Consider the following 15,506-nt stretch of genomic DNA (forward strand, 5'->3'; position numbering starts at 1 on the left):
ATTTTACCTCCGTGTCAATCTTCTAGTAATCTGTTCGTTCTGTATCTAGGTAAGTACTCGGATACTGGTGTGATAGTGGCAATTGTCATAAAGCTAATGGGTGTGTCAGTCATGTCGAGCTTTTGGCCTTCAATGCGATCAAGTGCTTGTTGTCGTTGATCTTGATACCAGTCACGAACCGTAACGCTCGATTGCCGATACGTTTCTGCGTTTTCTTCGATGTCGAGATTATTGGTGAGCTGTCCGATGATGCGGATGAACTCCAGATCTTGAGGAACAAACTTAACGCTATTCGGCTGAGACCAGTACCGGAAATATCCCTGAGTGTGATCGAGACCGTATCGTAGGAATTTCTGTACAAGGTCGTTGGGTGTCAAGTGATTAGAGCGAACGTATTTGATGAACACTTGTTTCCATTCGAAGTCTTTTTGATGGTCTGGATGATTTTCGAATAATTTAGCTAAGCTTTCAGTGCTATCGAAGAGCTTTGCAAAGTCATTTTGGTACCATCGCTCATTTTCTATGCGCTGGACATAGGCAACTTCATCCATGGGTTTGAAATCAGCAATTGGCTTGTGACGAAGAATGCCCTCGTTGTCACGCGTGAGGATGGTTGCAGAAGGAGTGACAAACATTTTCGCCCTTTTATTTTCCAGAAAAGCCAACCGGTACTTGGCTATGACATGGTTGTCCTGCGTGGCCGTTGGCGAAGTTTTTGAAAGTTGTTCTTTTGTTTCATCATTCAAAATGGATTCTTCTCGCTCTAAAGAATCGGAGTCTTCTTCGGGAGTCAATTCAGAGTCTTCTTTTTCCGATTTGCATGTTAAAGAGTTTCTCAAGTTAGAAATACTGTTTACAAAAGCGGAATCATAATCGACATCGACGAGTTGATCAGTCTGAAGGACTTGTTTTAGAAAAAAAAGGTCATTGGAAAGAGAAGTGGCCAGCTGACGTGCGAAGTCCTTTGGTGCGACAATTGTGACTTCTCGGGCGATGCCAGAATACATCCAGCGACGGCGCTCTGAGATCTGTGGAACGATCATAATCAGGCGTTCGGGGACATAACGCCTGTCGATTGATTGAATGGGCTCGCCATACTCAATCACATGAGCTTTTTTCTTTCGAAGGTTATAATTCGTTCTCATCTCTCCGGCTAATACTGAGTGAGTTAAAATGACGGTCTGATTATCAATAATTAAACCGGCAAGAAGATTATCTAACTGAACAGCATAGTTTCCATTAACCAACCGAGTAAGATGTTGCAAAAGATCTTTTGCAGTATCTTCAGCGACAATATTTTGAAGTTGCAGCTCATCTTTCACCAATTGGAACGCTTGAGCAACACTTTGGGAATTTGAAATCACCGAAGAAAACAGTGTTTGCTGAAAACGTCGCAAACTTCTCTCGAGATCGAAGAGTTGTTGATCTCTAATACTTGCCAAGAATTCGGTAATTTCGGTCGATTCTGCGTCGATTGTGGCATCAGTCTGAATAAAGTTTGCAGAAATAGTCCTCGTCTTGAACTCATCTGCTGTCAGCCAACTGTACAGAGTATCCGACGCATTCATGAAAGTTGCACCAGCGGTCGACACGGCGGAACTAAGCATGGAGAGAATGTGCGTCTCTATCGAGTGTCTGGTGATAAAATCACGGACATTGGCCAACATGTCCTTGTTCGAGTACTTCCACCAAGTATCGCCTATCATGTAGAGCGTGAAACGTTTGCTGATTCGTTCGTGGAGAAGGGTATTTAGGGTCTGAAGTTTTGAAACGAAGGTAACCATGGGAACCATCGTTTTCGTCGTACCTTTTAGATGCTTTGTCTTTCCACCTGCAGGGTAATATTCGCTTGGCACAACAGCACCGAAGCTAAGGGCTCTTCCTTCAATTCTAAAGTTCATCTTTTCAAGGCGATCAATGACTACCTTGTCGGTCAAAATTACAATGTTAGATTCATCCGTTCGGCTGAAGTGAGAAATGTGAAAAAGAGCAGCTACTTTTGCTCTTGTGTCGGTAGTTTTCCTTGAGGAAACCGATTTTGCAAGGCTGACTGAGGATAAGAAAATCTCTCGTGGGATCGTCAATAGCAGTCCATCAGAATCTGAGGCCATTTTGCAGACGTCATGGCCATTAAGTTTTTCTACGCCGATAAAAGTATAACTTGTTTCCGCATATACTAGAGGGGTCCCGGATTTGATTTTCTCTGGGTAAAGGACTTGGCGATCGGCTATGTTTGACAATAGTGTGCGTAGAGCAGCCAATGCTGCTAACGCGGCAGGGACTTGTTCTGATAGGTAGTAATATAAATAGCCACCGCCTGAGTCCTCGGCGGCTGTGAAGTCGCGCAAAACTTTACTAAGCATCGGATCTTTGTTGAACAGTTGCTTTGGTAAAAAGCTGATCATCTTTTCCGTATACTTTTCAAGATTCATTACCTTCCCCCCAAAAAAAGAAATAAAACTAAACGCTCAAGTTAAAGCGTTTACTTATGAGTATAAACTTTTTTTATCTGACCGTAAATTTTAAAAGGTGTGAAAAAGAAAATGGGAAGAACGGAGAAAGAAAATACTTCAAGCAACCTTTTTTGGCGGCATCAAAATTGGGCTAAATCCTTGTTGCAGTTTAGATTCATCACAAAAATAGTCGTAAAGTTAAGACAGCAACAATTAGGTTGTGCCGCTTGAGCATTGAGCTAGAATATTACATCACGTTAATGCCCGAAAAAAACACGCCCAAGACGGACGTGTTCGACAATTATTTGACCTACTGAACTGAGTGCACGAAACTGCACGCAATAGATCGCAACAAACACCGATGTAACAGTATTTGTTGACAAAAGTATTAAAGTTTCTGGTTATAGTATTCAACAACCAGTGATTCGTCAACTTCTGGTTCGAGTTCGCCACGTTCTGGTAAGCGAACAAGGGAACCTTCCTTCTTATTGTCGTCAAAGGTTACGTAAGCTGGACGGGAAACCGTGTTCTCGATAGCTTCATTGACAACAGCGAGGTTTTGTGAGCGTTCGCGAAGACCGATCACTTGGCCAGGCTGTACTTCATAGGAAGGAATATCAAGGCGCTTGCCATCAACTGTGATGTGGCCGTGGTTGACAAGTTGGCGCGCTTGAGGACGGCTGGAAGCCAAGCCCAAACGGAAAACCAAGTTATCTAAACGGGTTTCAAGCAGGATCATGAAGTTATCACCATGGGTACCTTCTTTGATCTTACCAGCGCGCAGGAACAAGTTCTGGAATTGGCGTTCGTTTAAACCGTACATCCAACGCAGCTTCTGCTTTTCACGCAGTTGCTGACCGTATTCGGAAATCTTACGGCGGTTGTTGGCACCGTGATCACCGGGTGCATAAGGACGACGAGCTAATTCTTTACCAGTGCCGGAAAGGGACAAGCCGAGACGACGGCTTTGCTTCCAGCGAGGACCTGTATAACGAGACATATGAGTATTCCTCCAAGTTTTTATTTGGAGTAAAATAACGAATTGCGGCTTTAGCACACGGGCAGTCCTGCAAAGGTTCACCTTCGCAGCCGCGGTTACTACTGTCATCGGCGTGATGCCGAGGCAGGACTGGAGCCGACCATGCCGGCCGCTGCTGCATTATTTTACACGCGAGCTAGTATACCGTGTTTAGCGCGGCGGTGTCAAGGTGACTGGCGAGTGTTTGACCGAACTGTGTCAGGATCTGTTCATCATTTTCGCTAAAACGGTTGAGTTTCGGGGAGTCAATGTCCATGATGGCAACGGTTTCGCCATTAACGTTGATCGGTACGACGATTTCGGCGTTGCTGGCTGAATCGCAAGCGATGTGACCGGCAAATTCATGGACGTTAGCAACGCGAATCACGCTATTTTGCTGATAGCTGGTCCCAACGACCCCTTTGCCCGGTTGAATGTGCATGCAGGCAACTTTGCCTTGGAAAGGGCCGAGGTCGAGTTGTCCGGTTTTGCCATTATAAAGGTAGAAACCAGCCCAGTTGAGCTCGGAGATGCTGTCATTTAGCAGTGCACTGGCATTGGCAAGTACGGTGATGGGGTTGGTTTCGCCTGTAAGTAGGCCATCAAGTTGATCGATAATAATAGGATCAAGGGTTGTCATTTGATCAGTCCTTTTAGGAATTTATGAAAAGCAGCATCTAGGCCTTTTAACTGCGGGCTTTTTTTGCGATACTGGTAGCTAGGATGTTATCGTTTTTAACACTTAACGGCATTTTAGCCGGTAAGTAGGCAAAATGCAATTAGAAAGATAATCGGTAAAGCAGAGGGTGTAGGGATGATCTGGTTCTTCATTATTGTTGCGATTATAATTGTGGCTGCTGGCAGTGTCTGGTGGCTGCAGCATTATTTTCAAACGCGTATCAAAGACTTAGACGAAAAAGTCGAAGCGATTGATATTGGTGCGCTCTCGAGTCAGATTCGCAGCATTGAGCAACTGAAGCTGACCGGTGACAGTCTGGCAACCTTTGGCAAGTGGGAGCGGGCGTTTGATCAATTAAACGACCATGATCTAGCTGAGCTGCAAAAAATTCTGCTTGATCTCGAAGACCAGGTTAAACGCTTCCGTTTAGATCGGGCATCGAAAATTGCTAAGGTGCTGGAAGATAAAATCGAGACGGCTCAGCGCCAATACGAACTGATTAGCCAGGCACTACAAGACATTCGGCACGACGAAGCAGATAACCGTAGTAAAATGTTGCAATTGCGAGATGATTACCAGGTTTCACGCAAGACGATTCTTGCCAAGAGTTTTGTCTTCGGTGATGCTCAGCCAGCATTGGAGCAACAGTTGCAGCAATTGGCGCAGCTTTTTCAAAAAATTGACCAGATCAATAATGATGGCGATCATCAGGCGGCAAAGGCAGAAATTAAACAGTTAGCCGAGCAGATGCGGGTTTTGAAGAAGCAGGTTAAGGAATTACCACCACTGGTAAACGAGCAGGTCAACGAGTTTCCTGGACAAATTAACGAAATTCAGCACGGTTACCGGCAACTCACCACCGCCCATTATGTGTTCACCGATGATATTCCGGGGATGGTTGCGGATGTCGAGGCCAAGATGAAGGATGCCAATGCGGCTCTTAAATCGATTGATGTGGAGGCAACAGAGGCAGCCAATGCGGAAATCGAAGCTGAAATCGATAAAATGTACGCCATTATGGAAAAAGAGATGCAGGCCAAGAAACGGGTGGATGTTGCGTCCCCTGATTTGCGGCGCTTCATCGATCATGCACTGCGCCAAAATCGGGAATTGCAGGCAGAATTGGATCATCTGAACCAAAGCTATACGCTGAATCATCATGAAATCAAAACCGCTAAAAATTTAAAAATGCAGTTAGATGCGATTGACGCAAATTACACGAAGGATACCGATGCGATTGAAGCAGGCGAGGCCGTGTACTCGGACGTGATTGCGCGGTTTGATGAAACCAAAGAACAGTTAACGGCGATTGAAAAGCAACAGGTCCAGATTAACCAAGACGTGGCAGGTTTGAAAAAAGGCGAGATCATCGCTAATAAACAAGCAGAGAGTTTTGAACTCGATATGCGGAATATTAAGCATGAAATCGTCCGCCATCACTTGCCGGGGTTGCCGCAAGACTATGTGGATAAGGTTAAACATGTTACTGCCGAAATTGATCAGCTTAATCACGATTTGGATCAGGTTAAAATTAACATGGATGCGATTGCCAAGTTTCTGATTAAGATTGCCAGTGATATTGATGATTTAAAGAAAACAACCAGTGCCTTAATTGATGCGGCCGGATTAACCGAAGAATTGATGCAATATGCCAACCGTTACAAAATAACGGTTAAGCCGGTAGCAGACGCGGTTAAGCATGCGACCGAACTGTATATGCAATTTGACTATCAGCAGGCTGCCGATACGTTGGCGACCGCGTTGGAGCAGACGGAGCAGGGCAGCTACAAGAAAGTTGAAGATGCTTATCTTGCGCGGAAGAAAGCTTCATTATATTGATTTGCGTGATTGGAAAGCCAGCTTGGGTTGGGGCTGGCTTTTGGTTTGGGGTAGAGGTTGTGATATGGTGCAGGGATCTGCAGGGAAAATTGCAGACTTAAATGGTTAATAATCATTCAGTAGGGTATATACGTCTCCGAAACGCGTTCACCGGCGCAGAAGTCTGCGTGTAAGGACCTCGAGCGCAATGGCCAAGACCGGGCCATCACGCTCAAGGCCACTTACACTCCGACTTCTACCCGCGCCGGTTCACTCTCTTGCTTAAACGCGTTCGCCAGCCCAGAAACCTGCACATAAGGACCTTGAGCGCAATGACCAAAGCCCGGTCATCACGCTCAAGGCCACTTATGCTTCGGTTTCTAACCGGGCTGGCTCACGCTCTTGAAACTTACTAACTTTTTGTCTATAATTCAATCCAGTCGAATTAACGGAAGGGGCCGGCTGATGATTTATTTTGATAATAGTGCAACGACGAAGATTTCGCCTGATGCGTTGGCGACTTATAACAAGGTCAGCACGGATTTTTTTGGGAATCCTAGCAGTTTGCATGCTCTGGGAACTAAAGCAAATGAGGTTTTGCAAAGTTCGCGAGCCCAGATTGCTAAATTAATCGGTGCGAAGCCGGACGAGATTTATTTTACGAGCGGTGGAACGGAAGGCGATAACTGGGTGATTAAAGGCACTGCCATGGCTAAGCGCGAATTTGGCCGTCATCTGATTACGACCAGTATCGAGCATCCGGCTGTGATCAATACGATGAAACAGCTAGAGAAACTGGGATTTGAAGTGACTTATTTGCCGGTTGATCGGCGCGGTTTTATTCATATTGACGATTTGAAAGCGGCTATTCGCAAAGATACGATTTTGGTGTCGATTATGGCGGTTAATAATGAAATTGGCAGTATGCAGCCGATTGTTCAGGCCGCGCGGGTGTTGGATAATTATCCGAATATTCATTTTCATGTCGATGCCGTACAAGCCGTTGGTAAGGGCTTGGATGCAGCGTTGCAAGACCCGCGGATTGATTTTCTCAGTTTTTCCGGTCATAAGTTTCATGCTCCCCGCGGTACCGGCTTTATCTATGCCAAAGAGGGTCGCATGCTTGATCCGTTGCTAACCGGTGGCGGTCAGGAACATGATTGGCGCTCAGGCACGGAAAATGTTCCGGCGATTGCGGCAATGGCCAAGTCGCTGCGCTTACTTTTGGCTAATGAAGATGCTAACGTGGCTCGGCAGCAAGCAGTTCGCAAGCGGATTTTTGATCATGTCAGCCAAAAGCCCAAGGTGACGATGTTTAGTCAGTTAACACCGGATTTTGCCCCACATGTTTTATGTTTTGCCATTGCTGGTGTCCGCGGCGAAACGATTGTTCATGTGTTTGAGGATCATCAGATTTACATTTCCACAACTAGTGCCTGCTCAAGTAAGAAAGGCACGGAAAGCAGTACCTTGGCCGCCATGCATACGGACCCGAAAATTGCCACTTCCGCGATTCGGGTGAGTTTGGATGAAGCTAATACTTTGGATGAAGCGGATGCGTTTAATGCAGCGTTTGATACGATTTATGCAAAGTTTGCCAAGCTTGATAAAGCGACCGTCTAAACGAGCATCAGCCATTTCCAGTGCGAGGAGTGGCCGGGTGTCAGTCATAGCGACTAATACTGCCAACTTGTTTTGACGCATCACCGGTTTTCATTGGATCGGTTACCGCCTACATGAAAGGATTTTAAGATGCAATATTCAGAAATTATGGTTCGTTACGGCGAGCTTTCGACCAAGGGAAAAAATCGGCAAGCGTTTATCGGTCGTTTGAACGGTAACGTTACACGAGCGCTGCATGAATTCCCCAACCTCACCATTCGGCCTAAACGTGATCGGATGCACATTGAATTGAATGGCGAGCCTAGTGATCAGGTGATGGCACGACTGTCACAGGTATTCGGCATCCAGAATTTTTCACCAAGTATTGCCGTAGAAAAGGATATGGCAAAAGTCCACGAGGTTGCGTTGCAGCTGATGAATGAAACGGCACCGCACGGCATTAGCTATAAGGTTAATACGCGGCGGAGCGATCATGACTTTGCCTTGGATACCAATGCTATGAATCTTGATTTAGGCGATTTCTTGACGGATAAGCGGCCGGACTTAGTTGTCAAAATGCATCATCCTGATATGATTTTGCGAGTTGAAGTCCGTCGTGAAGCAATTTATTTATCCACTAAAACAATTCAAGGTGCTGGCGGATTGCCGGTTGGAACAGCAGGGCGCGCGGCCTTGATGCTTAGTGGCGGGATTGATTCGCCGGTTGCGGGTTACTATGCGTTAAAACGTGGCGTGGACATTGAAATGGTGCACTTTTTCAGCCCACCTTACACCAGTCAACAGGCGCTGAATAAGGCTAAACAGCTCACGGCCAAGCTGACCCCTTATGTTGGCCGGATTTACTTTATTGAAGTACCATTTACCGAGATTCAGGAGGCAGTCAAAGCAACGGTTCCGGAAGGTTATCTGATGACCGTGCAACGCCGAATGATGTTGCGACTAACCGAAGCGATTGCCAAACAACGTGGCGATCTGGCTATCTTTAATGGTGAGTCAGTCGGCCAGGTGGCTTCGCAGACGCTGGAATCAATGGCTGCAATCAATGATGTCACCACGATGCCGATTATTCGTCCGGTTGCGACCATGGATAAGAATGAGATCATTGCCGAAGCAGAAAAGATCGACACGTATGATTTATCGATCATGCCGTTTGAAGACTGTTGTACTATTTTTGCCCCGCCGTCGCCTAAAACCAAACCAAAGACGGATCGCGCACGGTATTACGAAAGCAAACTTGATGTCGATGGTTTGATGGCGCGCGCGTTGGCCGGAATCAAGGTTCAGGAGATCAAGTCATCTGATCAGTTCCTGAATCAGGATCAGGATGTTATCGCAGAATTGCTTTAAAAATTGAATAAAAGCGGTAGTTGCTGATAAGTTATTTGCTTATCGGTAACTACCGCTTTTTTAGTTTAGCGTTAAAAGTCGGCGAATGATCTTAAAAAAGAAATAATTCACAAGATTTCGCGATATTAATAAGCTGCTGGAGCGAATGCCATCATGGTTGCCCGAAAAATGGTTGTCACCTGCAGAAGACGCATTGTGCTTAATTCCTGGTTTGAAAAGATCGTTAATATAAAATGGGTCAGTAAAAACAGTGGTAAAAGAGCGCGCAATTTGTTAAACTTAATATGTGAAAATGGTAACAAACATGTGCGGAGGTGTTGATGGTGGTCGTCAGTAAACAAGCGTTATCACAAGCAACGATTAAGCGAATCCCGGTTTATTATCGAACCGTCAAAGATTTGCAACAGACGGGGGTTAAGCGGGTTCGGTCTGATCGGCTAAGTAAGCTGGTTCATATCGCGCCAGCAACCATTCGGCGGGACTTCTCCAATTTTGGCGATTTAGGGCGCAGCGGCTATGGCTATTCGGTTGATTTACTTGCACAGGTGTTTGGCGAGTTATTAGAAGTGCACTCGGAAGAACAGATGTTACTGGTGGGGTGTGGCAACCTCGGACGGGCGTTGTTGACCAATAATTTTCGCCGGAATCCGGATCTGACCATTGTGGTGGGATTCGACACGGATCCGCAGCTCATTGGGACGACAATTGCCGGGGTGCCGATTTTTGATCTCACAACTTTAGCCAAAAATATTCGCCCGGGGATGCATACTGCCATTGTCTGTGTGCCGAGTTCCGCCCAGACCAGCGTTATTAACCAACTTGAGGCTAATGGCATAACCGCTATTTTAACCTTTGCCCCTAAGCCGGTCCCGGCAAAACCGACAACCACGATTCGCTATATTGATCTTACGAGTGAGCTACAGGCGTTATTGTTTGTTGATCATCAAAAACAGGTTTCGCGACAGGTGACGGAACCGTTGCGCTAGCGTTACTTGACGCGCTGGATCACGCTCGTTATAAGGCGTTCAGCTGCCCAGAAATTTGCATATAAAGATCTTGGGCACAAATCCGCTTTTACGCCCATAACGCGCTCCCCGGCGCAGGGACCTGCATGTAAGGACCTTGGTCGCAATGGCCAGACCCGGGCCATCACGACCAAGGCCACAAGTCCGCCTTTACGCCCATAACGCGTTCACCGGCGCAGAAGTCTGCGTGTAAGGACCTTGGTCGCAATGGCCAAGCCCGGGCCATCAAGACCAAGGCCACTTACACTCCGACTTCTAACCGCGCCGGTTCACGCTCACCTCACATTGACCCTGTCATGATCACGGGTTATAATGCAGCTAATGCAATGATCAAGAGGGTTGCGTTCTTTTTTTCCAGCGACGGGATGGTTGGTGTGAATCTCGAAAGAAGACCGTGATTGTAGCTTGTGAGCTGCCGTCCTGAAGTGAGTAGGGAACGGCCGGTGACAGCCGTTATCCTGAACCAAGTGGGGATTGATTCCCAATTTAGGTGGTACCGCGAGTAGACTCGTCCTAATAATCGATATTAGGGCGTTTTTTTGTGTATACGCACGGCGCGACCCAGCTTCCGGGTTGGCGTGCGTGTGATGCATCGGCGCGTGCCAATTCTAGAAACCGGATGGACGAAAAAATTTTGTGAGGTGGAGCCAGTGAGTGATGAAACGTTAGCACCAAAGTATGATCATAAAGCAGTCGAGGAAGGCCGGTATCAGGAATGGCTTGATGAAGATGTCTTCAAACCAAGTGGTGATAAGAAGGCTAAGCCGTATTCAATCGTGATTCCGCCGCCAAATGTCACCGGTAAGTTACACATGGGGCATGCATGGGATACCACGCTTCAAGACATCGTGATCCGCCAAAAGCGTATGCAGGGGTTTGATACCTTGTGGCTGCCAGGGATGGATCATGCCGGAATCGCCACGCAGGCTAAAGTTGAGGCAAAGTTGCGCAAAGAAGGCATCAGCCGCTATGACTTAGGCCGTGAAAAGTTTGTCCAGAAAGTCTGGGAATGGAAGGACGAATTTGCCAAGACGATTCATGGACAATGGGCCAAAATGGGCTTGTCACTGGATTATAGTCGGGAACGTTTTACTTTGGATAAGGGCCTGAATCAAGCGGTTCGACGGGTGTTTGTTGACCTTTATAACCAGGGTTTGATTTACCGTGGCGAATATATCGTTAACTGGGATCCGCAAGCGCGCACGGCACTATCGGATATTGAAGTCATTCATAAAGACGATAAAGGTGCTTTTTACCATGTAAAATATCCATTCGCGGACGGTAGCGGCTACATTGAGATTGCAACGACGCGTCCGGAAACCATGATGGGTGATACTGCGGTGGCCGTTCACCCAGGCGATGAACGGTATAAAGATATGGTGGGCAAGGAACTTATTTTGCCATTAGCCAATCGCAAAATTCCAATCATTGAAGATGCTTACGTTGACCCTGAGTTTGGAACTGGGGCGGTTAAAATCACGCCAGCCCATGACCCTAACGACTTTCAGGTGGGCAATCGTCATGATTTGAAACGAATTAACACTATGAATGACGATGGCACGATGAACGAAAATGCCGGCAAATATCAAGGAATGGATCGCTTTGAAGCCCGTAAAGCCATGGTGGCTGATTTGGATAAGGCCGGTTTATTGCTTAAAGTTGAACCGATTGTGCACAGTGTCGGCCATAGCGAACGTACCGGCGTTCAAGTTGAAGCACGGTTGTCAACACAATGGTTTGTCAAGATGAAACCATTAGCTGAAGCGGCAATCAAAGCGCAGCAAGAACCGGACAAGAAAGTGACATTTGTTCCTGAGCGGTTTGAACATACCTATTTGCAGTGGATGGAAAATATTCATGACTGGGTTATTTCACGGCAGCTGTGGTGGGGTCATCAGATTCCGGCTTGGTACAACAAGCAGACCGGCGAAACCTATGTCGGGATGGAAGCACCTAAAGACATTGAAAACTGGAAGCAGGATCCTGACGTGTTGGATACCTGGTTTTCAAGTGCGTTGTGGCCATTTTCCACGATGGGGTGGCCGAATACCGATGCGCCGGATTACAAGCGTTATTACCCAACAGATACCTTAGTGACCGGCTATGATATCATTCCATTCTGGGTTGCGCGGATGATTTTCCAAGGGTTGCATTTTACCCATCAACGGCCGTTCCAGTACACCTTGATTCACGGGTTAATGCGTGATGAACAAGGCCGGAAGATGAGTAAGTCACTGGGTAATGGGATTGACCCGATGGATGTGATTGAAAAATACGGCGCCGATGCCTTGCGGTGGTTCCTGATTACCGGTAATAAACCGGGACAGGATACACGGTTTAGCTATAAACAGGTTGAAGCAGCTTGGAATTTCATCAATAAGATTTGGAACATTTCCCGATTTGTGATGATGAACCTAGGCGACTTGGATACGCCGCAACAGCCAGATCCAAGTACCTTTGATTTGTCCGACAAATGGCTTTTTGCGCAATTGAACGAAACCATCAAGCAGGTAATGGATTTGTCGGCGCGGTTTGAATTTGGTGAAATGGGTCGAACCCTGTATAACTTCACCTGGAATGTTTTCGCGGACTGGTACGTTGAAATGAGTAAGGAAGTGCTTTACGGCGATGATGAGCAGGCCAAAGCAGCCAAGCGCGTCAACCTTGCTTATGCACTGGATCAGATTTTACGGCTATTGCACCCAGTGATGCCGTTTGTGACGGAAAAACTATGGTTGGCGTTACCGCATACGGGCAAATCAATTGTGACGGCGAGCTATCCAGTGGCAAACACTGCCTTTGAAAATGCTGACGCTACCAGTGCAATGGATGCGATCATTGCGCTCATCCGCGGCGTTCGCGGAATCCGTAAAGAGGCCGGCGCTCCGCTTAAGACCAAAGTCGATATTCTCGTTAAATTGACGGATCCTGCTTTGAAACCAATCTTTGAACAGAACTTTGACTTTATCGATCGGTTCGTCAATAGTAAAGCCTTCACGGTTGGAACCGATGTGGCCGAGCCTAAAATGGCGGGCAGTGCGGTGATCACAGGCGCCACCATTTTCGTACCGCTCAATGAATTAATTGATTTGGACGAGGAAAAGGCCAAACTGACTAAAGACGCTAAGAAGCTTGAGCAAGAAATTGCCCGAATTGACAAGAAGCTCAATAACCAAGGCTTCTTATCCAAAGCACCGGAAGCGGTTGTTGCAGAACAACGCACTAAGCGCAGTGATTTTGAAGATCAGCTAACGAGCACTAAGCAACGGTTGGAACAATTACAACGAGCTTAAGTTACCAAGTGGCTTTAAGCGATTTTATGGTGAAAAAACCGGTATTAGGGTTGAGTTTTAAGCCCTAGTACCGGCTTTTTTGATGGTCGTGGTTAAAGCATGCCGCAAGCAAGCAATCTGGCGCGCGGCCGTTTGTCCGATGGGTTCTGGCAGCAATGAAAACGTAAATTTGGCTGGCTAAGCTCATAAGTTAGACCCATTTTTCTGGTATGATGAAGCTATATATTGCAGCAGTATGAAAGCTGGCTGCCTAAATGATAAAAATAAGGAAAGTTAACAATGAATTACACAGAAAGCGTTGCCTACATTCATTCTTTTCCGCGTTTGGCCAAGACCGGTGACCATCGGCGGATTTTAACGTTATTACATGCACTCGGCAATCCGCAGCAACAAGGGCGGTATATTCACGTGACTGGTACTAATGGAAAAGGCTCAGCCGCTAATGCGATTGCACATGTCCTTGAGGCAAGCGGTTTGACAGTCGGGTTATATACCTCGCCGTTTATCATGCGGTTTAATGAACGGATCATGATTGACCATGAACCGATTCCGGATGCTGCGTTAGTCAATGCGGTTGCGTTTGTCAGGGCTGCACTGGAGCGGCTTCAGCAGCAACAAGCTGATTTTAACGTGACGGAATTTGAATTCATTACCGCGCTGGCGTATTGGTATTTTCGTCAGCGTCAGGTTGATGTTGCGGTGATTGAAGTCGGTATTGGCGGCGACACGGATTCGACCAATGTCATCACGCCGGTTGTCAGTGTTTTGACCGAGGTTGCTTTAGATCACCAGAAGTTGCTGGGGCATACGATTACGGCGATTGCCAAGCATAAGGCCGGTATTATCAAACGGGGTATTCCGGTTGTAACCGGTAACTTGGTGCCGGATGCTGCTGCCGTTGTCGCAGCCAAGGTCGCGACAACAGGGAGTCAATGGTTGCGTTTTGACCGCGATTTTTCGGTTCCTAAGGCTAAGCTTCACGGTTGGGGCCAACGGTTTACTTATGAAGACCAAGATGGACGTATTAGTGATTTGGAGGTGCCGTTGGTTGGCGATTACCAGCAACGTAATATGGCAATTGCGATTCAAACGGCAAAAGTGTATGCCAAGCAGACAGAATGGCCTTTGACGCCCCAGAATATTCGCCAAGGGCTTGCTGCCAGTCATTGGCCAGCCCGACTCGAAAAGATAAGTGATACGCCTTTGATCGTCATTGACGGGGCGCACAATCCGGATGGCATCAATGGTTTGATTACGGCGCTAAAGCAACTTTTTTCCCAACCCATTACTGTTATTGCCGGCATCTTGGCGGATAAAGACTATGCGGCGATGGCGGATAGGCTGACCGCGGCATTTTCCACGGTTTATCTGGTTCCGGTGCCGGGGACGCCGCGCGCCTTGCCTGAGGCTGGTTATGAGGCGCTGCACGAAGGTCGGTTAAAGGATTCGTGGCAGGAAGCATTGGCGGCGAGTCTTAATGATGTGCCGGATCAGCCGATTGTGATCACCGGTTCGCTGTATTTAGCCTCAGCTGTTCGTCAAACTTTATTAGGGGGAAAATCATGACCGCAACAGTCATCTTTGATCTTGACGGGACACTGGTTAACACTGAAGCACTTTACCTTAAAAGTAATGTTAAAGCCGCGGCAGTATTGGGACTGCACCGGACAGAAGCTGATTTTCGGCCATTAGTTGGATCTGCCGGACCAAGTGAAGCTAAAATCATTGCCGATTTGGTTGGGGCCGATCATGCCGCATGGTTCCAGCAATTTTCAACCCAGGATGTTTTGGACCAGATTCGCAGCGGTGCCGATTTTGTCTTACCCGGAGCTGACAAAACGTTGCAGACGCTTGATCAGATGGGTTATCGGTTAGCGTTGGCAACAAGTAGTGCCAAACATTACGTTGACGTGGTGTTGGCTGCAACTGGTTGGGTGAAGCGGTTTGACCCGATTCTGACTGGCAGTGATGTGACGGCACACAAACCTGATCCGGAAATTTATCACGTGATGAAAACCAAGTTGCCTGAGACACCGGCGATTGTCGTTGAAGATACGCATGTGGGTGTGGCCGCAGCAGAAGGGGCTGGACTCCCGGTCGTTATGATTCCAGGCATCGGTCAAGGGCCGGATCATAAGGCGACCGCGATTTTAGCTGCGATCACGGATTTACCTGACTGGCTGCAAAATCACCCTACCTTTGCGTAATGTCCATAATGAGTCTTCAGATGACTCAAAATGGCGGCCCCAT

The 15,506-nt window shown here is 47.1% G+C and carries 10 protein-coding genes and 1 other annotated feature; of the genes, 7 read left to right on the forward strand and 3 right to left on the reverse strand.

Annotated features, from left to right (window positions below; translation table 11 throughout):
• Nucleotides 1-14: 14 nt before the first annotated feature.
• The 3 genes from EL173_RS06540 to EL173_RS06550 form a co-directional block, all read right to left on the reverse strand.
• A complete protein-coding gene (locus EL173_RS06540) occupies nucleotides 15-2,432 on the reverse strand; it encodes a hypothetical protein (protein ID WP_005689106.1) in 2,418 nt (805 codons plus the stop codon).
• A 409-nt stretch (nucleotides 2,433-2,841) separates the two neighbouring features.
• Nucleotides 2,842-3,453 (reverse strand): 30S ribosomal protein S4, encoded by a 612-nt coding sequence (gene rpsD / locus EL173_RS06545; RefSeq protein ID WP_005713812.1) that lies wholly within the window; start codon nucleotides 3,451-3,453, stop codon nucleotides 2,842-2,844.
• A gap of 175 nt (nucleotides 3,454-3,628) precedes the next feature.
• A complete protein-coding gene (locus EL173_RS06550; protein ID WP_005689109.1) occupies nucleotides 3,629-4,111 on the reverse strand; it encodes a GAF domain-containing protein in 483 nt (160 codons plus the stop codon).
• A 174-nt stretch (nucleotides 4,112-4,285) separates the two neighbouring features.
• Here EL173_RS06550 and ezrA point away from each other — a divergent pair, with 174 nt between their 5' ends.
• From ezrA to EL173_RS06595, 7 genes are all read left to right on the forward strand, one after another.
• A complete protein-coding gene (gene ezrA / locus EL173_RS06555; RefSeq protein WP_005689111.1) occupies nucleotides 4,286-5,989 on the forward strand; it encodes a septation ring formation regulator EzrA in 1,704 nt (567 codons plus the stop codon).
• A gap of 444 nt (nucleotides 5,990-6,433) precedes the next feature.
• Entirely contained in the window at nucleotides 6,434-7,591 is a 1,158-nt protein-coding gene (locus EL173_RS06565; RefSeq protein WP_019728513.1) for a cysteine desulfurase family protein, read from the forward strand.
• 129 nt (nucleotides 7,592-7,720) lie between these two features.
• Nucleotides 7,721-8,938 (forward strand): tRNA uracil 4-sulfurtransferase ThiI, encoded by a 1,218-nt coding sequence (gene thiI / locus EL173_RS06570; protein WP_005684804.1) that lies wholly within the window; start codon nucleotides 7,721-7,723, stop codon nucleotides 8,936-8,938.
• A gap of 323 nt (nucleotides 8,939-9,261) precedes the next feature.
• Entirely contained in the window at nucleotides 9,262-9,924 is a 663-nt protein-coding gene (locus EL173_RS06575) for a redox-sensing transcriptional repressor Rex (RefSeq protein ID WP_014571299.1), read from the forward strand.
• 356 nt (nucleotides 9,925-10,280) lie between these two features.
• Nucleotides 10,281-10,482, forward strand: a binding site (T-box leader).
• A 131-nt stretch (nucleotides 10,483-10,613) separates the two neighbouring features.
• Nucleotides 10,614-13,256: a valine--tRNA ligase gene (locus tag EL173_RS06585; protein ID WP_019728559.1), complete on the forward strand. Its 2,643-nt coding sequence runs from the start codon at nucleotides 10,614-10,616 to the stop codon at nucleotides 13,254-13,256.
• 279 nt (nucleotides 13,257-13,535) lie between these two features.
• Nucleotides 13,536-14,822: a folylpolyglutamate synthase/dihydrofolate synthase family protein gene (locus EL173_RS06590; protein ID WP_005689120.1), complete on the forward strand. Its 1,287-nt coding sequence runs from the start codon at nucleotides 13,536-13,538 to the stop codon at nucleotides 14,820-14,822.
• Nucleotides 14,819-15,463: an HAD family hydrolase gene (locus EL173_RS06595; RefSeq protein WP_005689122.1), complete on the forward strand. Its 645-nt coding sequence runs from the start codon at nucleotides 14,819-14,821 to the stop codon at nucleotides 15,461-15,463. The genes EL173_RS06590 and EL173_RS06595 overlap by 4 nt, the downstream gene beginning before the upstream one ends.
• Nucleotides 15,464-15,506: the final 43 nt, after the last annotated feature.

The organism is Lacticaseibacillus rhamnosus (assembly GCF_900636965.1).
GTDB classification, from domain to species: Bacteria; Bacillota; Bacilli; order Lactobacillales; family Lactobacillaceae; genus Lacticaseibacillus; species Lacticaseibacillus rhamnosus.